The sequence below is a fragment of the Nocardia sp. A7 genome (genome assembly GCF_046549215.1).
In the GTDB taxonomy this organism is placed as follows: Bacteria; Actinomycetota; Actinomycetes; order Mycobacteriales; family Mycobacteriaceae; genus Nocardia.
The window spans coordinates 1,033,009-1,051,729 of record NZ_JAJPWE010000002.1 but is presented as its reverse complement, the minus strand read 5'-3'; the positions used below and the strand labels follow the sequence as shown (position 1 = coordinate 1,051,729).

23 protein-coding genes are annotated in these 18,721 nt (G+C 66.0%); 8 read left to right on the top strand and 15 right to left on the bottom strand.

Features of this window, described 5'->3' with window-relative positions:
- Nucleotides 1-220: 220 nt before the first annotated feature.
- From ACLJPD_RS16315 to ACLJPD_RS16300, 4 genes are read right to left on the bottom strand one after another with little or no spacing between them, the layout of a single operon-like run.
- The gene (locus tag ACLJPD_RS16315) at nucleotides 221-1,399 is read right to left on the bottom strand and encodes an NAD(P)/FAD-dependent oxidoreductase (protein ID WP_410872987.1); all 1,179 of its coding nucleotides are present in this window, start codon (nucleotides 1,397-1,399) and stop codon (nucleotides 221-223) included.
- Nucleotides 1,396-1,578, bottom strand: coding sequence for a rubredoxin (locus tag ACLJPD_RS16310; RefSeq protein ID WP_410872986.1), 183 nt, complete (start codon nucleotides 1,576-1,578; stop codon nucleotides 1,396-1,398). Before ACLJPD_RS16310 ends, ACLJPD_RS16315 begins: the two co-directional genes overlap by 4 nt.
- On the bottom strand, nucleotides 1,575-1,751 hold the full coding sequence (locus ACLJPD_RS16305) for a rubredoxin (RefSeq protein WP_410873428.1): 177 nt from the start codon (nucleotides 1,749-1,751) through the stop codon (nucleotides 1,575-1,577). The genes ACLJPD_RS16310 and ACLJPD_RS16305 overlap by 4 nt, the downstream gene beginning before the upstream one ends.
- Nucleotides 1,748-2,974, bottom strand: coding sequence for an alkane 1-monooxygenase (locus ACLJPD_RS16300; RefSeq protein WP_410872985.1), 1,227 nt, complete (start codon nucleotides 2,972-2,974; stop codon nucleotides 1,748-1,750). Before ACLJPD_RS16300 ends, ACLJPD_RS16305 begins: the two co-directional genes overlap by 4 nt.
- A gap of 147 nt (nucleotides 2,975-3,121) precedes the next feature.
- On the opposite strand from ACLJPD_RS16300, the gene ACLJPD_RS16295 reads away from it, so the two are divergent.
- Together ACLJPD_RS16295 and cysC are read left to right on the top strand one after the other, a co-directional pair.
- Nucleotides 3,122-3,724, top strand: a complete 603-nt coding sequence (locus ACLJPD_RS16295) for a TetR family transcriptional regulator (RefSeq protein ID WP_410872984.1) — start codon at nucleotides 3,122-3,124, stop codon at nucleotides 3,722-3,724.
- Between the two features lie 221 nt (nucleotides 3,725-3,945).
- On the top strand, nucleotides 3,946-4,524 hold the full coding sequence (gene cysC, locus ACLJPD_RS16290) for an adenylyl-sulfate kinase (protein WP_410872983.1): 579 nt from the start codon (nucleotides 3,946-3,948) through the stop codon (nucleotides 4,522-4,524).
- Nucleotides 4,525-4,614: 90 nt separating this feature from the next.
- Here the strand turns inward: cysC and ACLJPD_RS16285 are convergent, their stop codons facing one another.
- From ACLJPD_RS16285 to ACLJPD_RS16270, 4 genes are all read right to left on the bottom strand, one after another.
- Complete coding sequence (locus ACLJPD_RS16285; protein ID WP_410872982.1) at nucleotides 4,615-5,169, bottom strand: DUF3558 family protein; 555 nt, start codon at nucleotides 5,167-5,169, stop codon at nucleotides 4,615-4,617.
- Nucleotides 5,170-5,298: 129 nt separating this feature from the next.
- Nucleotides 5,299-6,078 carry a type II CAAX prenyl endopeptidase Rce1 family protein gene (locus ACLJPD_RS16280; protein ID WP_410872981.1) on the bottom strand — a complete coding sequence of 260 codons (780 nt, stop codon included), beginning with the start codon at nucleotides 6,076-6,078 and terminating at the stop codon, nucleotides 5,299-5,301.
- 279 nt (nucleotides 6,079-6,357) lie between these two features.
- Nucleotides 6,358-7,014 (bottom strand): response regulator, encoded by a 657-nt coding sequence (locus ACLJPD_RS16275; protein ID WP_410872980.1) that lies wholly within the window; start codon nucleotides 7,012-7,014, stop codon nucleotides 6,358-6,360.
- Nucleotides 7,011-8,150, bottom strand: a complete 1,140-nt coding sequence (locus ACLJPD_RS16270) for a sensor histidine kinase (protein WP_410872979.1) — start codon at nucleotides 8,148-8,150, stop codon at nucleotides 7,011-7,013. Before ACLJPD_RS16270 ends, ACLJPD_RS16275 begins: the two co-directional genes overlap by 4 nt.
- Before the next feature lie 159 nt (nucleotides 8,151-8,309).
- Here ACLJPD_RS16270 and ACLJPD_RS16265 point away from each other — a divergent pair, with 159 nt between their 5' ends.
- Nucleotides 8,310-8,789: a DUF6326 family protein gene (locus ACLJPD_RS16265; RefSeq protein ID WP_410872978.1), complete on the top strand. Its 480-nt coding sequence runs from the start codon at nucleotides 8,310-8,312 to the stop codon at nucleotides 8,787-8,789.
- Between the two features lie 34 nt (nucleotides 8,790-8,823).
- Here the strand turns inward: ACLJPD_RS16265 and ACLJPD_RS16260 are convergent, their stop codons facing one another.
- Both ACLJPD_RS16260 and ACLJPD_RS16255 read right to left on the bottom strand, forming a co-directional pair.
- Nucleotides 8,824-9,726 carry an alpha/beta hydrolase gene (locus ACLJPD_RS16260; RefSeq protein ID WP_410872977.1) on the bottom strand — a complete coding sequence of 301 codons (903 nt, stop codon included), beginning with the start codon at nucleotides 9,724-9,726 and terminating at the stop codon, nucleotides 8,824-8,826.
- Nucleotides 9,727-9,762: 36 nt separating this feature from the next.
- Nucleotides 9,763-10,419 carry a helix-turn-helix transcriptional regulator gene (locus ACLJPD_RS16255; protein WP_410872976.1) on the bottom strand — a complete coding sequence of 219 codons (657 nt, stop codon included), beginning with the start codon at nucleotides 10,417-10,419 and terminating at the stop codon, nucleotides 9,763-9,765.
- A 482-nt stretch (nucleotides 10,420-10,901) separates the two neighbouring features.
- On the opposite strand from ACLJPD_RS16255, the gene ACLJPD_RS16250 reads away from it, so the two are divergent.
- From ACLJPD_RS16250 to ACLJPD_RS16240, 3 genes are all read left to right on the top strand, one after another.
- Nucleotides 10,902-11,108 (top strand): hypothetical protein, encoded by a 207-nt coding sequence (locus ACLJPD_RS16250; RefSeq protein ID WP_410872975.1) that lies wholly within the window; start codon nucleotides 10,902-10,904, stop codon nucleotides 11,106-11,108.
- Between the two features lie 141 nt (nucleotides 11,109-11,249).
- Nucleotides 11,250-11,492: a hypothetical protein gene (locus ACLJPD_RS16245; protein WP_410872974.1), complete on the top strand. Its 243-nt coding sequence runs from the start codon at nucleotides 11,250-11,252 to the stop codon at nucleotides 11,490-11,492.
- Between the two features lie 403 nt (nucleotides 11,493-11,895).
- Complete coding sequence (locus ACLJPD_RS16240; protein ID WP_410872973.1) at nucleotides 11,896-12,639, top strand: dienelactone hydrolase family protein; 744 nt, start codon at nucleotides 11,896-11,898, stop codon at nucleotides 12,637-12,639.
- Nucleotides 12,640-12,903: 264 nt separating this feature from the next.
- Here the strand turns inward: ACLJPD_RS16240 and ACLJPD_RS16235 are convergent, their stop codons facing one another.
- Nucleotides 12,904-13,554, bottom strand: a complete 651-nt coding sequence (locus ACLJPD_RS16235) for a double zinc ribbon domain-containing protein (RefSeq protein WP_410872972.1) — start codon at nucleotides 13,552-13,554, stop codon at nucleotides 12,904-12,906.
- Nucleotides 13,555-13,917: 363 nt separating this feature from the next.
- Nucleotides 13,918-14,502 (bottom strand): copper resistance protein CopC, encoded by a 585-nt coding sequence (locus tag ACLJPD_RS16230; protein WP_410872971.1) that lies wholly within the window; start codon nucleotides 14,500-14,502, stop codon nucleotides 13,918-13,920.
- Between the two features lie 433 nt (nucleotides 14,503-14,935).
- Between ACLJPD_RS16230 and ACLJPD_RS16225 the strand changes: the two genes are divergently transcribed.
- Nucleotides 14,936-15,781 carry an AraC family transcriptional regulator gene (locus tag ACLJPD_RS16225; protein WP_410872970.1) on the top strand — a complete coding sequence of 282 codons (846 nt, stop codon included), beginning with the start codon at nucleotides 14,936-14,938 and terminating at the stop codon, nucleotides 15,779-15,781.
- A gap of 67 nt (nucleotides 15,782-15,848) precedes the next feature.
- Complete coding sequence (locus ACLJPD_RS16220; protein ID WP_410872968.1) at nucleotides 15,849-16,430, top strand: dihydrofolate reductase family protein; 582 nt, start codon at nucleotides 15,849-15,851, stop codon at nucleotides 16,428-16,430.
- Here ACLJPD_RS16220 and ACLJPD_RS16215 read toward each other — a convergent pair.
- From ACLJPD_RS16215 to ACLJPD_RS16205, 3 genes are all read right to left on the bottom strand, one after another.
- On the bottom strand, nucleotides 16,412-16,723 hold the full coding sequence (locus ACLJPD_RS16215) for a hypothetical protein (RefSeq protein ID WP_410872967.1): 312 nt from the start codon (nucleotides 16,721-16,723) through the stop codon (nucleotides 16,412-16,414). The two genes, ACLJPD_RS16220 and ACLJPD_RS16215, sit on opposite strands and share 19 nt — an antisense overlap.
- A gap of 89 nt (nucleotides 16,724-16,812) precedes the next feature.
- A complete protein-coding gene (locus tag ACLJPD_RS16210; RefSeq protein ID WP_410872965.1) occupies nucleotides 16,813-18,015 on the bottom strand; it encodes a histidine decarboxylase in 1,203 nt (400 codons plus the stop codon).
- A 163-nt stretch (nucleotides 18,016-18,178) separates the two neighbouring features.
- A complete protein-coding gene (locus ACLJPD_RS16205) occupies nucleotides 18,179-18,586 on the bottom strand; it encodes a hypothetical protein (protein WP_410872964.1) in 408 nt (135 codons plus the stop codon).
- Nucleotides 18,587-18,721: the final 135 nt, after the last annotated feature.

Below are 18,721 nucleotides of genomic sequence, written 5' to 3'. Positions count from 1 at the left end.
CGCGGACCCTGGGTTGACGGCTCTGCCACTAGATCCTGACCATTGACAACCGACAACGCAGACCGCTGAGATTGTCCGACGATGATCGAATCCGACCCCCAACTCGAAGAAGAACTCCACACTGCGCATCGCCTCTATCCGATCGGCGACCAGGTAACCGGGGTGGTCACGCTGATCCCACCCATCGCAGCCAAATCCTGACCGCGATCACCCACGAGTTTTATCGAACGACTACTCCCGACGACCACGGCTCGCCCGCGGCGATAAGGGTGCGGGTCGCGCGGAGTTCTCTCGGCCTCGCCATGGCGACGGCGCCGACGGGACGGCCGTCCAGCAGGGCGATCGCGAGGAAGTCTCTGGAGTCCAGGTCGCCGTCGACGACCAGTTCGTCGTGGGGGTGTATCCAGCCTGAGAACTGCATCGACAGTCCGTGTTGGTCGGTCCAGCCCCAAGGGATTTCGGCGAGGGCGGCGGGGTGGCCGAGGATAGCTTTCGCCGCCGCGGCGCCGTCCGACATCGCCGTGTTCCAGTGTTGGCCGCGTTCGAATTCACCACGGCGGGGGTTGAATCCGGTGGTGGCATCGCCCGCGGCGAAAACTGCGGGTGCCGACGTACGGTAGTGCTGATCGATGACGATGCCGTCGTTCACCGCTATGCCCGCGGATTCGGCCAAGGTTGCGTCGGGGACCGAGCCTATGGCGACCAGGGCGGCGGCCGCAGTGAAGGTGCGGCCGTCGGCGGTGGTGGCGGTGACGCCACCGTCGGTATCGACGAGCTGCGTTGTGGCGACACCGTTTTCGACTACGACGCCGTGCTCGACATGGATGTCGCGCACCAGATCCGACACGGTCTGTGGCACTACCCGATCGAGCAATGCCGGGCCCGCGTTCAACACGGTCACCTCGGCACCGAGACCGCGGGCGGTGGCGGCGACTTCACAGCCGATCAATCCGCCGCCGATGATGAGCAGCGAGCCATCGGTGTCGATCGCTGTTCGGAGGGCGGCGACGTCGGACTGTGTCCGCAGCGTATGCACGCGGGTGGACGCGGTGTCGATGGTGCGTGCCTTGGCCCCGGTGGCGAGTAGCAGACTGTCGTAGCCGAGCACCTCGCCGGTACTCAATCGTACTGTCGCGCTGCCGGTGTCGACCGCACGCACCCAGGTGGCCGGGCGCAGATCGATCGCGTTGTCGGCCCAGAACTTCACCGGCTTCAGTACCGCGCGCTGAAACGGCGCGGTGCCCGCGAGCAGTTCCTTGGAGACCGCGGGCCGCCGATACGGCAGGTCGGGTTCCGCGCCGACGAGCACGATCTCGCCTACATAACCCTCCCGTCGCAGGGTCTGGGCAGCGGTAGCACCGGCGACACCGGTACCGACGATGACGATCCGCCCGGTCATCCGCGGCTCACCTCACGCATGTCGAAATCGGCTTTGGCAGCGCCGCAGTCGGGGCAGGACCAGTCGTCGGGGATGTCGTCCCAATGGGTACCGGGTTCGATGCCGTCCTCGGGCCAGCCGAGCGCTTCGTCGTACTCGAAACCGCACTGGACGCACTGGAACAGTTTGTAGTCGCTCATCTGGACGCGCCTTCCCGCAGTTCGAAATCGACCTTCTCGCGTACACCGCAGTCAGGGCAGCACCAGTCGTCGGGAATCTCCGACCACACCGTGCCGGGGGCGAAACCCTCGCGGGGAGCGCCGGATCGCTCGTCGTAGACGTAATCGCACACAGGGCAGACGTAGGCCATCAGTTCACCCCGTACTTCGCCAGGACCTTCGCCCGCTTGCTGGGCTGGATATTCACCCGGGTGATGTCGCCGCTGTAGTGGGCGAGGACGCGATGGTCCATCACCTTGCGCCACATCGGAGGCAGATATGCCAGGCCGATCAGACTCGCGTAGCCGCTGGGCAGTTCGGGCGCGCCGTCCATGTGCCGCAGGATCTGGTAGCGGCGGGTGGGGTTGGCGTGATGGTCGCTGTGCCGCTGCAGGTGGTAGAGGAAGATATTGGTGACTAGGTGGTCGGAGTTCCAGCTGTGCTCGGGGGTGCAGCGCTCGTAGCGGCCGGAGGCGGTCTTCTGCCGCAGCAGACCGTAGTGCTCGAGATAGTTCACCGTCTCCAGCAACGAGAATCCGTAGATCGCCTGGATCACCAGGAACGGCAGAATCGACGGACCGAACACCGCGACCAGCGCCGCCCACAACACGACCGACATGAGCCACGCGTTGAGCACGTCGTTGCGCAGGGAGAACGTGCTCTTGCCCAACCGCTGCATGCGGTTGCGCTCCAGCTCCCATGACGACGTCAAGCTGCCCCACACGCTGCGTGGCAGGAAACCCCAGAACGACTCGCCGAATCGAGCGCTCGCCGGATCCTCCGGCGTCGCGACGCGCACATGGTGGCCACGGTTGTGCTCGATGTAGAAGTGGCCGTAAAACGTCTGTGCCAGCGTGATTTTCGACAGCCATCGCTCGAGTTCGTCCTTCTTGTGGCCGAGTTCGTGCGCGGTATTGATGCCGACACCGCCCATCGCGCCGATGGTGAAGGCCAGCCCGATCTGGGAGATCAGGCCGAGACCCCCGTCGATGCCGAGCCAGGACAGATTGTCCGCTGTCCACAGGTAGCAGGCGAACACCAGGCTGACCAGCTGCACCGGAATGTAGGCGTAGGTGCAGTAGCGGTAGTACTTGTCGTTCTCCAGCTGCTCCATCGCCTCTGCGGGCGGGTTCTTGCCGTCGGGCCCGAAGAACAGGTCCAGTGTCGGCAGCAGCACGTACACCAGGATCGGCCCGAGCCACCACCACACGGGCGCGACCACCTGCCAGCCGAACTGGTTGAAGACCCACACCAAACCGGTCGCCAGCAGGGTCGCGCTCGGGGCGACGAGGCCGAACAGCCACAGGTAGCGCTTGGGGTCTCGCCAGTGCGACGGCGTGGTCGATGCTTCGTGGTCACCGATTCGAGATGTCGTCATTGCCATTCTCCTGATCACCGAGACTTCGAACAACAACCCGCTCGAAGTCGTTTCGTTTACACAATAGCGCGTTGTGTTCCTATTGGATACACCATGAGAATATTGTCAACGTTCGAGCACATCGCCCCACACATGTAGGATGATCACGTGGCCGAACCACCGAACTTTCAAGCAGAAATGCGCCAGCTATTGCGCGACCGGATGATCGACGCCGCGCGCACGATGGTCGTCACGGAGGGCTGGGGCGCGGTCAACATGTCGCGGGTCGCCAAGGAGGTCGGCATCAGTAGGCCGGTCCTCTACAAGGAGATCGGCACCAAGCAGGCGCTCGCGGATGCCCTCATCGAGCGCGAGACCGGCGTCTACCTGGCCGGGATCACCGAGACGCTGGCCGAACACCCGGCCGATCCGATCTCGGGCATGACAGCGGCCGCCGAGTACACGCTGCGCACCGCGGGTGACAACACGCTGATCAAGGCCGTGCTGTCAGCTCGTCAGGACGGCGACACCGCCTTGCTGCCTGCCCTGGTGAGCGACCCGGAACCGGTACTCGGCCGGGCTGTCGCCGCACTCACCGCCACCGTCCGCGAGCGGTATGAATTCGCCACCCTGACCGATGACGAGCTGACCTCGGTCGTCGAGATCATGGTCCGGCTGACGCTGAGCCACCTGTTCCAGCCGACCGGCAGCGTCGACCGCGCGGTGGCGCAGATCGGCGCTGTCCTGTCCGGAGTGATGCCCGCCGCCTGAGAGTCGGCTCCGCCACCTCGTCGGCCCGACAACTGTGGAATCCATCCACTTGGCTCTCGGGCCTCGACCTGTCCGCTCCGCGCACCTGATATGCGCTGATTCACTATCAGTGGCAACGCTTCTTCTATCGGACCAGGACGCATTCCCTTGGGCAGCACGCGTTTACGCGTGGATCGTGCAATCGATGCCCCCACATCATTTCGCCCTGTCAGAAATGTCTGATGAATGACGGGCCTTGCAGACCGGGCGGGACAGTGCTGCTGACCGGGCTGCCCAGTTCAGGCAAAACCACCATCGCCACCGCCACCCGGCACCGCGTGGCAGACGCCGGGTACCCGGTCGAGGTACTCGATGGCGACGACGTGCGCGGGCGGCTGTGGCCGGAACTCGGCCTGACCCGCGCCGACCGCGGGCAGAACCTCGGCAGGATCACCACCCTCGCGCTGATGCTGGCGGGCCACGGCGTGCTGGTCCTCGTGGCGGCCATCGCGCCGTACGCTGCCGATCGTGAACTGATGCGGGCCCGCCACGATGAGGCCGGCCTGGACTTCGTCGAAGTACACATCGCCACCGCGCTCTCTGCCTGCGAACAACGCGATGTCAAAGGCCTGTACGGGCGCCGGTTGCGGGGCGAGCTGACCCAGCTCACCGGGGTCGATGCGGCTTACGAGGAACCTCTGCTCCCCCATCTGCGGATAGATACCACTGTCGAGTCGGTCGCCGAATCTGCCGACCGCGTGCTCGAACTCCTGATCCGACGGGGTCTGTTCACTGCCCCCGTATCGGGCCCACAACCGTGAAGCAGGCGAACCACCTCGCGCACGCGCGATCTTCGGCCTCTGACCGCGCCCCGATCCGGTTCGACCCGGCGGCGTTCGGCCTGAATTGACTCAACGTAAGCGCGCGGAGACAACGGTGGCGATGTCGACGGTCTTGGCGCACACGTCCCAATCGACGCCGGTGGCAATCCCCGGAGCGGCGGTGCCGAGGTAGAACGAGCCACCGGAGGGCACCGATACATGCACACTGCAGCTGCCGTTTCGGCCATCGGGACGAACCTGAGGGTTCAACACCGCGCGCTGCCCCGCGATCGTGATCTGTCGTTCGGCCGGATTCGACACCCTGCGCTGTGCGAGATCGGTGAGGTCGCTTGTGGCCGGAGCGAATCGGATGTTGAAACGCCCTGCCAGCGACGTCTGGATCGAGAACCACGAACACGCGGGCAGATCCTGCGGGGGTGTTTCGGCTCGGGCGGCGGGGTCGAGCACGAAGCGCGCGAGATACTCGCTGTCGAGCACGCTGCACGGATGATAAGTGAGGTCGGCCAACGTCCACGGCTGCGGTGCCAATGTTGGAGGTTGCGAGGTCGGTGTGCTCGCCGTCGTCACAACCGCAGGCCCCGAGCCGACACCGATGCCACACCCGGCCGTCGCTGCGGCAACCATCCCCACAGCCGACCATCCCAGCCACCATGGACGGGCACAGGAATTCACCGCCATCAGATATCCCTCCCACCACAATGAAACCAGAGCTCGCTTCACGGCGCACAATTCGGCGCTCCAACCTCGACGACGTCATCGCCTGGGAACGGCGCGAGATTCAACGGCGGCCTGGACGACCGGCGCCGGGCTCGTGCGCATCAGCCACAGCGCAGCGGCGAGCGTCAGCACCCAGCCGATCACTTCGATGAGCAGATGATCTGTCGCGTCGGGGACCGATTGCAGCAGGTACACCCGGACGCTGTTGATCGCCCCGTGCGTCATGACTGCCGGCCAGACACTCCCCGACCGCCAGCGAAGCGCGAGCAGCAGCGGCGCCCACGGCAGCATGCCCGCGAAATAGATGACGATGTCCCACGGTGGGCGGTCTCCGATGACGGCGAGCACCGGCAGGTGCCAGACGATCCAGACCACACCGCTGACAAGGGCCAGCGGCAAGAATCCCCATGACGCGGCGCGGGTCGCCAGCCAGCCGCGCCAGCCGAACTCCTCTCCGATAGCGAAGACCGACTGCAGGAGGAAGACCGGAATGACCCATACTGTCGCCGCCAAGATCTGGTCGAGCGGGTTGAGCGGCCAGATCCCCGATGTCAGTGCGATGCAGGCCTGGATGGCGGCAATCGCGGCGATGAGGCCGATGCCGATGCCTGCCCACTTGGGTGCGCCGCGCCACCCGGTGGCGAAAGTTTCTCCGAACGTTGCGGGTCGTCGGGCGAGCCACATGATGATCGCAGCGAGCAGCGGGGTCATTTGCAGGATCGGAACGATCAGGTTGTTGAAGTCCGTGGAGACCAGCCGAAAGACCATCGGAACGGACAGCGTGTAGCACAGCACGATGGCGATCGCGAAGAACAACGCGACTTCGATGAAATTCGATCCGGTAGCACTGCCGCGCGCACGGACGGTCGTCATGACTGTCTGCCAGCTCTGGCGACAGAATCCTCGCCGACCCGTGTTCGCTTCGATCTCGACGGTGACAACGGGCCACAACGACCAGAGTTCACTGTTGAAAAGCAGCCATCATGGTTCATTCACGGACCGTAGCAATAGGTTTCGGTCTCCGAATCCCGGAAAGACCCGGAATTTACCCTGAAAAGCTCCCCTACCCGACGTCCTCGCCGCCGATGAATATCGCTAATCGGCTCGCATCCGTCTGGTGTCGTATGCCCACATCGCGATCTCGACGCGGTTGCGGGCGCCGAGCTTGGTCATCAACGATGCGACGTGGGTCTTGACCGTGCTCAGGCCGACGAAGAGGTCGGTGGCGATCTCGGCGTTGGTCCGGCCGCGTGCCACCAGTGCGAGCACCTCCTCCTCGCGCTCGGTGAGCGGGTCGATGGGCTGGACCGGTACCACCGGCGCCTGGTCGGCGAAGGTCGCCAGCAGCCGGCGGGTGACGTTGGGGGCGATCAGCGCGTCCCCGTTGGCCGCCGCGTGGATGGCCTGCACGAGGAGCTCCGGCCCGGCGTCTTTGAGCAGGAAGCCGCGGGCGCCGGCGCGTAGGGCTCCGAGGACGTACTCATCGAGGTCGAAGGTGGTGATCACGACGACCGCCATCGGGCCTGTGACGCCTGGCCCGGCGAGGCGTCGCGTCACCTCGACGCCGTCGAGCCCGGGCATCCGGATGTCGACCAGGAGGACATCGGGACGCAGCCGGGTCGCCAGGTCGAGCGCTGCGAGCCCGTCTGCCGCCTCCCCCACGACCTCGAGGTCGGGTTGCGCGCCGAGGATCATCACCAGCCCGGTCCGGACCAAGTCCTGGTCGTCGGCTACGAGCACACGAATGCTCATGTCGGCGCCGCCACCGGCAGCACGGCCTCGACCACCCAGCCACCCTCGGGCCCCGGTCCCGCGCAGAGCGATCCGCCCAGGAGCTGGGCGCGTTCGGCCATGCCGAGCAGGCCGAATCCGGGCTCCGGGACCAGCCCCGGCTCGGTCTTTCCATCGTCGCTGACCCGCAGCCTGACGGTGTCGCCGTCCCGGCGTACGTCGATCCCGATGCGGGTCGCGCTCCGGGCGTGCCGTACGGCGTTGGTCAGTGACTCCTGCGCGAGCCGGTAGATCGCGGCGTCCACGGGTCGTGCCAGCCGGGTCGACGAAGTGTCCAGCGAGACCTCGACGGTGGGCGTCGTGTCGGCGCGCGCCAGAGCAGACAGGTCCGCGACACCCGGCTGCGGTGAGTAGGTGACGGCTTCGTCCTCACGCAGCACCCGCACCATGGATCTCATCTCTGCCAGGGTTCGCGACGCTTCGGACTCTATCGCGGCAAGGACCTCGGCAGCCTTCTCGGGCTGGATGGCGGCGACCACGCGACCGGCCTGCGCCTGCACCGCGATGGCCGAGACGTGGTGGGCCACGGTGTCGTGCAGCTCGCGCGCCAGCGCCACCCGTTCCTGATTGCGGATCTCGCGCTGTTGGCGATGCCAGAGGTCCGCGCGGTAGCGGAACACCGCCGCCAAGGCGACGAACAACAGCAAGAGAACGCTTCCGCCGAAAACGTCGGCCCAGCCCGCGGCGGAGGCGTACATCCCCAGCGCGACGACGACTGCCACGAATGCCGTCCCCAAGACCATCTCCCGTCCCGAGCCCCACCGCACCAGGGAGTAGAGCAGGATCAGGACGGCCATCATGGAGTAGAGGCCGAGGTCCCCGGTGTGCGCAGTCAACTGGAGGACCGAGAGCAGCCCGGCGACGCCCCACCCGAGCAGAGCGGCCGTCAAGGGTCGTTTCCGCCGCCAGAGCAGGGCGGGTATCAGCGTCAGGGCGAGCACCGCCACCAGGGGGCGCCAGGCCGAGCCCGGCGCAACGATGCTCTCGACCGAGGCGGCGGCCGCGAACACGCCAACCAGCAGCCAGTCGAGACGACCGATGGGTGGGGCGTCAGCAGGCCGCGGCTCATGCCAGATGGAGCGCCGGACAGTGACCACTGCTCCAGCTTAGGGATCGGCGAGTGCCGGCGTATCCGCCGAAAGAACGAGATGGAGATCATGCCATCGGCCAGGTGAACTCCAGCCTCCGGGCCGGTGTGCCCGCCGCCGGGTTCAGCGATCGTGGACCTACCGATTCGCACCACAACGGAGCCCATGATGAGAACACGTCAACCCACCACCACCCTGGACGACCAGCCGATCCCGGTGCGAGCCAAGCTCGCCGCAGCGTGGACGAGCTTCATGTTCCTGTACGCCTACGTCGACATTCTCAACTTCTTCACGCCCGGCACCATCGAGGACATCCTCGACGGCAGGGTCTTCGAGTTCGACCTCTCCCAGACCTTTTCGACCACGGCGCTGACCCTCATGGCCATCCCGATCTTCATGATCGTGCTGTCGATGACGCTGCCCGCCAGGGTGAACCGCATCGTGAACCTCATCGTGGCTTCGCTCTATGTCCCCGTCACGGTATTCAACGTGGTGGGCGAGTCCTGGCTGTACTTCTACGGCCTCGGCGTCGTATTGGAATTGATCCTTCTCGTGCTCATCCTGCGGTACGCCTGGACCTGGCCCCGCACCGCGCCTTCGGCGACCAGCCCGGACCTCGAAACCGTTCGCGCGCAGCAGCAAGCCTGAACCAAGAGCAGTCCCCGTCCTGTTCGTAAAGTGGTTACCCCGGAAGCCCTTTGGTGTCGGACGTCTCGCCGCGAAGCGTGCGGTCGATCCACGCGATGACGTCGGCCAGGATGACCGGCCCCTCGGCTTCATCCTCCAACCCGTGGTAGACGCCCGGACAGGTCCTCAGTGTCGCCGACGGCACGAGGTCGACCACCCGGCGGCTGGCGGAGAGCGGATTGATCAGATCGGCGTCTCCATGAACCACGAGTAGCGGTACGGCGACTCGGGTGGCAGCCGATGCCACGCGATCCATCTGTGCCAAGACGTCGATCGCGAAGCGTGCGGTCGCTCGCCCATGGACCAATGGATCGGCGTACCGTTCGGCGACGACGTCGGGGTCGCGATTGACACGCTCGAACCGCAGCCCGTTCGGCAACGTCAGGGTGGCGAAGGCGCGGCCGAGGCTCCTGACCACGGCCACCTTCAGCCGCTGATTCCGCAGCTCCGAGTCGAAAGCGGGTCCGGTCACCACCACCGCGGCCACGTCCGTCCCCGGCCGGTCCGCTGCGTAGAGGAACGCGTATAGCCCGCCCAGGCTGTGGCCGTACAGCACGACCGGTGCGCCGCCCGTTCGCACACGCTCGTGTGCGATGAGATGGTCCACGGCCCGCGCCGTCGACTGGTATCGGACGTCGCCGCGGCGCCCTTCGGATCGCCCGAATCCTTCGTAGTCCATGGCAAGCACGGAGAAACCGGCCGCAGTGAACAACCGAGCCGTGCTGTCATAGCGGGCGGCGTGCTCGCCGAGACCGTGCATGATGACGACACTGGCCCGCGCGGGCCCGCTCGGGACCCAGCGCAGTGAGGTGAGTCGGGGGCCGCCGCCGTCCGGTGTGAAGGAGTCGAAGATGGGTGATTTGTGCACGAGCAGTTCCTTTCTGGTCTGCTCGAGCATCGCCGCTTCACCTTGGTCCAGGATTGGACCAACCTGCTAGATCGGCAGGATCTCCCAACGGATCGTGCTGAACGCGGTGGGAGCGCCGCCGAAGGTTCGGCGACACGTCCTCGTGAGATGGGAGCTGTCGGTGAACCCCGCCAGGTGAGCCGCATCGGTGAGCGTCCGGCCCTGCGCGACCGCTGCGGTCGCCCGGAGCAGCCGAAGCCATCGCACGTAAGCCCGGAAGGTGATTCCGAGGTCCTGGGCGAAGAGATGGGACAGCCGGCTCTCCGACAGATGAACAGTCGCGGCGAGGTCGCGAAGCCGGATGGGTCGTGAGTCCAGCTCGGTCTGAAGGCGGGCGCGCGCGGCGGCGACTCCCGGATGAAGCGGGTGCGAGGTGTTTCCGGGAGAGCGCAGGCGCCCTTCCTCGTACGCGCTGTGCCCCTTGGTCAGGGCCTGTCCAGCGTGATCCCAGGCGCGAGCGTGGGACGGATCGTCGACCAGCTCGATCAGCTCGGCACCCAGAGATGACTCGGGCTCGACGTGCGCCACGACGCCCCAGGCGCCGGCGGCGCTGAACGCGTGCGACTGATCGGCGGGAACGATCGCCGCGTTCGTACGTCGCTGACGGCCCTGGCGATCCTCGATGACGAACGTCCCCTGGTGGGCGACGGCCACCTGCACGGAGTGGTGAGAATGTCGCGGCAAACTTCCCAGCGGACCCTCGATCTCGAGTACACCGGGACGCAAGCGCCCTGTGCCAGACCACCGCGAGATCAATGGCTGTCGCTCGTCCGACGCGTGCATCGGCTGGAATATACGCGACACGGAAGCGCTCCGACACCGCCGCGAAACGGCGGCCCTTGAATCGTCACCGTGGATGGCCGGTCGTCAAGATGGATGGCCGAGTCCTCGAGCCGGCGACAGCCGGCCCGCGCCAGCGCGGCCGAAACATCGAGTAGACCGTGCAGACCGCGGTCGGGCTTTCCTAGCTGACCGAACGTGCAGGCTCACCGAGGAGGCGACCTGCGTGGCAATCGATCGGTGCGTAGTCCGCATAATCGCAGGCGGGGGAGGTCGTCGACTCGCGATCCGATGTGACTGTGGTGCAACAGATCTCCCGATAGTCCGCGACGCTCTAGAGTTGCCGCTGGGTCGGGCGGACCGACCCGAGATAGGCGGGAGAGCCGATGAGCGACCACGAAGACGACCTCAAACACGCGCTGATCGAGGAGCAGCAGAAGAACCGCGAATTGGACGTCAAGGTAGCGGGTCTCGAACGGCAAGTCGGCGAATTGCAAGTCGACCTCGAAGCGGCCACCACCAAGTACGAGGAGCTCGACGGCCTCTACAAGAAGGTCCTGACAGAAGCCGCGGACCTGATACCCGACTCCTGAGCCGCGCCCGGGTGTGAGTTCGGCACCTGGGCCGATGTCGACGATGGGTATCCGTCATGCCGAGCTCGCCGCCGGTGGCCGCGAGCTCGGCACGGGCAGCGCGCACACCGTAGCCGAAGTCAGCAGAGACCGGGGAAACCCATGGGATCGCCGGGCTGCGTCTTGGAGCCGGTCGTCAGACAGCGCAGCAGCCACCGGGGCGTGTTCGCCAGATTGGTGGATCCGGACGACGACGCCGTGGCCAGCGGTTCGAGCAAAGCCGAACCGCTGTTCGCCGCGACCGGCGCGGCCGAAGCTATGGCTGGCGCACTCCCGATTGCCAATGAAATACCCGCCACCGCAACCATTTTCGCCGCGAAACTGTTCACTTCATCGGCCCGCTGAATCCAGCCCACCCCGCCCGCACCGCATCGGCAAGCTCGAGCGGATCACCCACATCGGGGTTGGTAGGCAACGCATCCGGGCTGTGCGCTCACAGCGGTGCGGGTTCAGGCGGACTCGGGCGATCCGATCGGTCACGCGTCATGCGCCAAAGATCCACGCGCTGAGATCATCTCAGCGCCTGACCTGCGTTGCCCCCAAACCTGCGCGCCAGCGATGTCGGAACAGGAGCGGCGCGAGCCCTGGCTGGCGCATCGCCGCGTCCACCACCCGGAGTCGCTCGCGGCGTAGTTGGGTCTGCGAGGTTCGCGCGGCTCCCTACCATTGCGCCGTCCTGACCGATACCGCGTTCTGCCTGCGGCAGAACAGCAAGCTGGCCGGGTCGGAGATCACTACGGTTGATCTCATGGCAACGGTTACCACGCGCACGGTCCAATACCATGCCGACGGCCTGACAATGGCCGGACACCTCGCTCTCCCTGCCGGTGACGAGCGCCGGCCGGCGGTGCTCCTCGGCCCAGAAGGGCCAGGGCTCAGCGATGTCGAGCGCCGCCGGGCCGAGGCCTTGGCCGAGCTCGGCTACGTGGCCCTCGCCTTCGACCTGCACGGCGGCCAGTACCTGGCCGACCCCGAGGCCATGCTGGCTCGTTGCATGCCGCTGCTCGACGACCCCAGCCGGATGCGGGACATCGGCTACGCGGCGCTCGACGTGCTGCGCGCCGAACCACGGACCGATCCCGGCCGCATCGCCGCGATCGGCTACGGCACCGGCGGCGCGATCGCACTGGAACTCGGGCGGGCCGGAGTCGACCTGCGCGCGATCGCGACTGTCAATGGACTGATCACCGGCCAGCCGGGCGAGGCGGCGCGCATCCGCTGCCCCGTCTGGGCCGGGATCGGGTCCGAAGACCCGATCATGTCCGCCGCGAAACGCGAGGCGTTCGCCACCGAGATGCAGTCCGCGGGCCTCGACTGGCGCCTCGTGGTCTACGGCGGCGCCCTGCACGCCTTCCATCACCCGCCGGTCGACCAACCCGTGGTCCCCGGCGTCGGCTATCACGCCCGGCACGCGCAACGGGCTTGGCGCGATGTCGTCGAGCTGCTCGGTGAAAATCTCAACGACGAAGCGGAGATCATCGTCGGCTCGTAACCGGAAACGTCGGCTCCGCGTAACCGGGCACTCGGTCGGATCGGTGGGCGGCCCTTCCGCGTGAGCCCACCAACGCAGTTGCCGGCCTGTGGCGCGAGTTGGGTTGGGCAGGATGACAGTTAAAGCAGAGCACGGCGGTTCGACCGGGCGGGTCCTGGGGCTTCGATGTCTACGTCACTGTGGCGGCGGGCTCGGTCGGCCCGACACCGTCCGATAAACAATGGCGCTCTCGCCGGTGCCGTGATCGCGTTCGATCGCGCGCGCTTATCGGGGACGACCGCAGTTCGAGCAGAACACCGCGCCCGCACCGATCTGGGAGCCGCAGCCTTGGCAATCGACGCGGATGTCGAGCGCGGTGCCACAGGATGGGCAGAACCGGCCGCCGTCGGTGGCCGCGGCGCAGGTGGGGCAGGCCACGCGCGCCGGAGTACCGAGGTCGTGTTGTCCGGCCCACTCCTGCCGCTGGGCCGCCTGGTGGATCTGCGCGCCGCGGGCAGCTGCCTGCGCCCGCGCGATCTGGTGCCCCACCTGCGGCGAGCAATTGGTGCATTGACTGACATGGTCGTTCCAGCAGATACGCGCACACGTCCACGAACCGCAACCCGCGCACAGGCGGAACTCACGCGCGACCTCGTCGACGGCCTTGGCGAACGCAGCGTCCTTGGTGCTCGACGCGGAGCCACCCCAACTGTTGGAGTAGCTCTCTGCCGCCGCGGATGCCTTGTGAAGGAGCGGGATTCGATCGCCGAGTAGATCACGCATCGAGCGCAGCGCACCGCGACCACGAGACAGGTAGTTCTGCTGGAACGCTGACCGATGGACGGTGGTGCAGCGTTCGCAACGGAACTCCCACTGGAAACCGTTGTCGTTGGACTGATCGGAATAGTTGCTGGTGAAAACCACCGGTGCGGCCATGTGTGCTCGGTTCCTCTTCCGGCGCAGGAAATTTCGGCGTTCGCCGAATCCTTATCGCCGGGGCCGCGAAGAACGCAACACACGACCGCACCATGGCCGCATCAGTCCTTGACCACCTGCGAACGCGTCTTGCCAGCCCTGCTTACTCGGGCTCGAACTCACCGTGACCGCGATGCCGATGGCCGCGATGAACCACAGCAGCCCGCCGAGCCACCCCCTTCGAAGACGACGAAGTACAGGAACCCGAATCCGGCGCCCGGCAGGATCGCGATCCAGCTGGGAAGATCGGTGACTGACTCGAGTAGGTCATCGGATGGTTCTGGTCCGCGCCCACTGCCATCGTGCAGCGGACACCGCAGTGGATCAGTTGCCGCTGCCCTTGCTCCGAGAAACACCGAGCACCACGCCAAGACCCGCACCCACCAGCAGGATCGCGCCCACAACCAGGATCCACATCGGCACTCCGGCGGGGTCGTCTTCGGATTCGGCCGCCGCGACCGGTGTGCTGGTAGGAGCGGCAGCGTCAGTGGCCGCAGGAGCCGGGGTCGCCGCACGGGTGAGTTCGAAGCTGTAGCTGCCCTGAATCGGGTGACCGTCTTCGGACACCACCCGGAATCCGACCGTGTACTGCCCCGCCGCCCCGAGAGCGCGCAGGTCGGTGGAGAGATCGCTTCCGTTGGCGCGCAGGTCGCCGCCTTCGTAGTGAGTGCCGTCGGGCCCGAGCACGGTCAACGAGGCGAAACTCAACTGAATGGCTTCGTTGAAGGTCAGGGTGACGCGTGTCGGCGCGGTGTCGATCCGCGCACCGGCGGCGGGGTCGCTGCCAGAGAGGGCAGCATGGCCAGCGGCGGGCCCTGCGGTCAAGGCGAGAGCGGCGAAAACAGCGGCGAACAAGGTAGCGGTACGCACCAGCGTGCGGGTGCTGAAACGAACCAGGGGACGACTCATATCGGCACAGTACCGAGCCTCACTCGTGTGATCACCTGCCGGAATCTGAAACCGTACCGAAGACCTTGTCCGCTTGTGCGCCGACCGGGTCCGATATTTCCTCATCTCGAACGACTTCGCCCGTTCGCCTCGATGTCTGTCGCACACGCACGAGTTGATCGCCCTGAAGTACGAGATCTGTGTCGTAGCCGCGCGGTGTCTGAATAGCTCCAGAATCGACGAGGAACTGGCCGGACGACATGATGGCTTCTGTGAGTGTTCGTGGCAACCCGAGTTGGGCATGCCATGCCGTACCGATGAGCGAACTCGCTTCTTCCTGGCACGCAACCACTTTCAGGCTGATTCATCGTGACGAACGGCGCACCTGTTCGATCTATATCGGCGCGGCCGAACCATCCCGACGCGCGATGCCCTGCGGGCCGTCAGCGATGATGTGGGCGTGGAGTATGTGTCCATAGTGCCGCCTCCGCCGCTGGACGGGCTGATCGACGATCTCTACTACCTGGAGGGCGTGCCGCCGTACGCCCGGTTGATGCTGCCTGCGGCGCCGGCGCCGTTGCTCATCGTCAACCTCGGGGCGCCGTTCCACATCCGCGCCGGCACCGCCGTCGAGGCGGCGGAGTACGCCGACGGCTGCGTGGTCACTACGCCCACCCGCGCATGGGAGTTCGGCTACCCACCCCAGACCAGGTCCGTCGGCGTGCACTTCAAGCCGTGGGGGTTGGCGCCGTTCCTGCCGATGCCAGCGGCCGAGTTGTGCGACCGGCCGGCGACGGTGGAGCAGATTTGGGGCCAGCCCGCGATTGCTGAGCTACGTAACCGACTGACCTCGGCGGACGCGCCGAAACAGATGCTGATGCTGCTTCAGGAGGCGCTGATGCGACGGCTGCACGAGACCGACGGTCTGGAACTGGTCCGCCGAACGAGCAGCGTCATCGCGGCGACCGGCGGGGCGGTGGCGGTCAGCGACCTCTGCGTGGCAGCGGGTGTCAGCAGCACGTATTTGGCAAAGCGGTTCAAGGAGATCATCGGTGTCACGCCGAAGCGGCTGGCGCGCAGCTACCGCTTCACCGCCACCACGTTGGCGATCAACGTCGCTGCACCGATCGACTGGGGTGACGTCGCCGCGGGCGCGGGCTATTTCGACCAGGCCCACTTCGGCCACGAGTTCCGGGAGTTCACCGGGCTCACGCCGACCCGGTACGTCGAAGTCCGGCAGCGATTCCTGCGCGATCATCCCGGCCACGTGCTGGACGGCTGGCCGCTGCCGGCCGATTGATTTCTTACAAGAGCGACAGCTCACGACACGCCACACTTGGGGCACCCAAAAGCAGAGGAGGAAGCCCGTGAGCAAGGTGGTCATGTACGCCTCGGTGTCGGTGGACGGTTTCATCGCGGCCGAGAACGACGACCCCGGTGCACTGTTCGAGTGGTTGTCCAGCGGTGACGTGCTGTTGGACGACAGCGGCTTCTTGAAGGTGTCGCAGACGTCCTACGACTACATCCGGCCGTACTGGGACCAGATCGGGGTGACAATCACCGGCCGCCACGTCTTCGACATGACCGAGGGCTGGGACGGCACGCCTCCGAGCGGGATCGACCACGTGGTCGTCGTGACCCACCGGGGTACGCCCGAGGGCTGGCGGGCCGAGGCGCCGTTTCACTTCGTCGACGGCATCGAGGCAGCCGTGGCCAAGGCGCGGGAGCTTGCCGGTGACCGCATTGTCGAGGTAGCCGCCGGCGACGTCGGTGGGCAGGTGTTTGCCGCGGGACTCGTCGACGAGGTTCGCATGGACGTTGCGCCCGTCGCGTTCGGGTCCGGCAAGCGCTACTTCGGTTCCGTCGACGCGCAGCACTTGTTGGAGGATCCAGACGTGGTGATTCAAGGCAACCGAGTGCTTCACCTGCGCTATCGGGTGCGCCGGTGACCGATCTGCGTGGCTACTGGCAACCCGCGCGGACGCGCAACCATCACACAACCCCGAAATCGAAGTGGCCCGACAACTGCTCTGTTGGAGATAGTGCCTTCGAAGACGATGACGCCGCGGGCGGCTTTTGAAACCCACTGCACCGCATGCCGCCACCTGTTCTCGATGTAGGCGTCGAGCACCTGGCTATAGCATTTCGTCGGAATATACGACTCCATGGGAAGTCCGCGAATTCGTTCCACGCAATCAAAACATGAGGCCTGCACCATGTTGAAGAGCGCCTTGAACTCCATATCCATCCTTGGCTTCGGTGGTCTCGCCGGATCCAAACCACCCCTGGAGAAATTCGCCACGGGACAGGTCGACGCCGTGCCCTTGTTGGTTATCCGCGAGTGACCGCCGCACCCGGTTCCAGGATGTCGAGGCACAGCGAATCGATCATGGACTCGCGAACATGCGGCAACGTGACGATATGCGCGCGCTCGCCTTCGGTGGCGAGATAATATTTGCGGCAGATCCACTCGGCGGGCCGGTCGAAGACGACGATGATCGACTCCCGATGCCGCATCGGATTCAGCCCCGACGCCGCCAGGGTGGTGACGGCGTATTCGGCCGTCGTCAGAGCGCGTCGGGCGTGCTGTTCCAGCCCCGCGATCCCCTTGTCCGACAGCGCGTACCACAGCAGGACACTGGCCATTCCCGCGCGTGAGCAGCCGAGTGTGGCATCGGTCGCACCGACGTATTCGCCTTCGACCGCGGTTCGCACCAGTTCCGCGCGGCACAGCGCCAACGCGCAGGGCACCGGCATCCCGAGCCCCTTGTGCATGCTGATCGCGAGACTTCCTACCTCGGCCTTCGCGAACCCCCACGTCGTACCGTGCTCGGTGAACGGCACGATCAGGCCGCCGAGCGCGGCGTCCAGGTGCACGTAAACCCGACCGGCCGACGCGGCCGCGTCAACGATGGCGTCGACATCGTCGATCGCTCCGGTCATGGTGGTACCGAGGGTCGCCACCACCACCGCGCCGCGGCCCGCGTCGCGGCGGCAGGCGTCGGCGAGCGCGTCGACATCCATTCGGCCCGACTCGTCACAGTCGAGGACGACGAGTTCTTTTCGCATCAGACGCGCGGCCTTGCGGACCGAGTAGTGAGTCGCCGCGCTGCAATAGATTTTCGCGTCGGGTAGCAGCGTGCACCCACGGTCGAGGCCGAACAGATTCGCCTCGCTACCACTCGCGCCGACGTAACCGTAGGTGTGTTCGGGACGACCGTTCGCCAATTCCGTGATGGCGTCCACGACAGCGCATTCCATCGGTTTGGCACTGATCGCGGCCTTCTCCGTGCTCCTGGGATCGCCCACATTGTTGACGAAGATGTCGAGAAGTCCACTCAGCCCGCTGAAGGAGAAATCCAGGTTCGCCGGGAACCCGAGGAAGTAGGGTTTGTCCGCCCTCAGTTCGGAGATGAAAGTGTCCACGCGGTCGCGGATCTCTCCGGTCGGCCGGGGAAACGACCCGATGGCGTAGTCGTCGGCCGCCGACCGACGGTCCCCGCTCACGATTCCGAGTTCAGCAGTCGTGTTCACCAGTTCTCCAGTTCTCCAGGCACTTTCGAGCAACCGCATCGCGGTCAAGCTATCGCTGATCGCCCGCCTGCCCTTGGCCCACCGGTGAACCAGCAGTGAACTCTGCCGGTCCGACGCAACGCCGCCATCGACCGCGACCTGAGAAAAGAGCTACCGATCCGCATCACTCGACCCACGCGACATTCATATCGGTCGTGACCGCGTCGACAGGCAAATGCTCGCCGTTGAAGAACGGAGTGATGTCGTGGTCGATCATGCTCCGGTATTTACGCTTGGTCTCTTCCTCGACGCTCTCGCCGAGCGAGTCGAGGTGACGGCGAAGCCACGGTGTCAACATGATCACATCCGGCGCCGCGGCGAGCTGGGCGGCGAGTACGCGCTCGGCCTCGACGGGGCCGACGCGGTCGAGCAGCTCGGCCCAGCGGATCGCGGCGGCATGGTCGTCGAAACTCTGAGAGGTTGCGATCGGCTCGGGGAGGCCGGGGCGAGGGATCCGGTAGTGCACTTGGCTCACGGTCGAGCCGTCCTCGCGAACACGGACGCGTGGAGTGGTCTTGCGGGGACGTGCCATCGGCATGGTCCTTCGGCTGAGGCCGAATCCCCTCAGATTCCTTAGTTTGTGGACCGCAATGTGGACGCAGAAGGGGCGCAATCTTTCGATTACGCCCCCTGAACTGCTATTTCACTTGTCCGGAGGACGACTCGA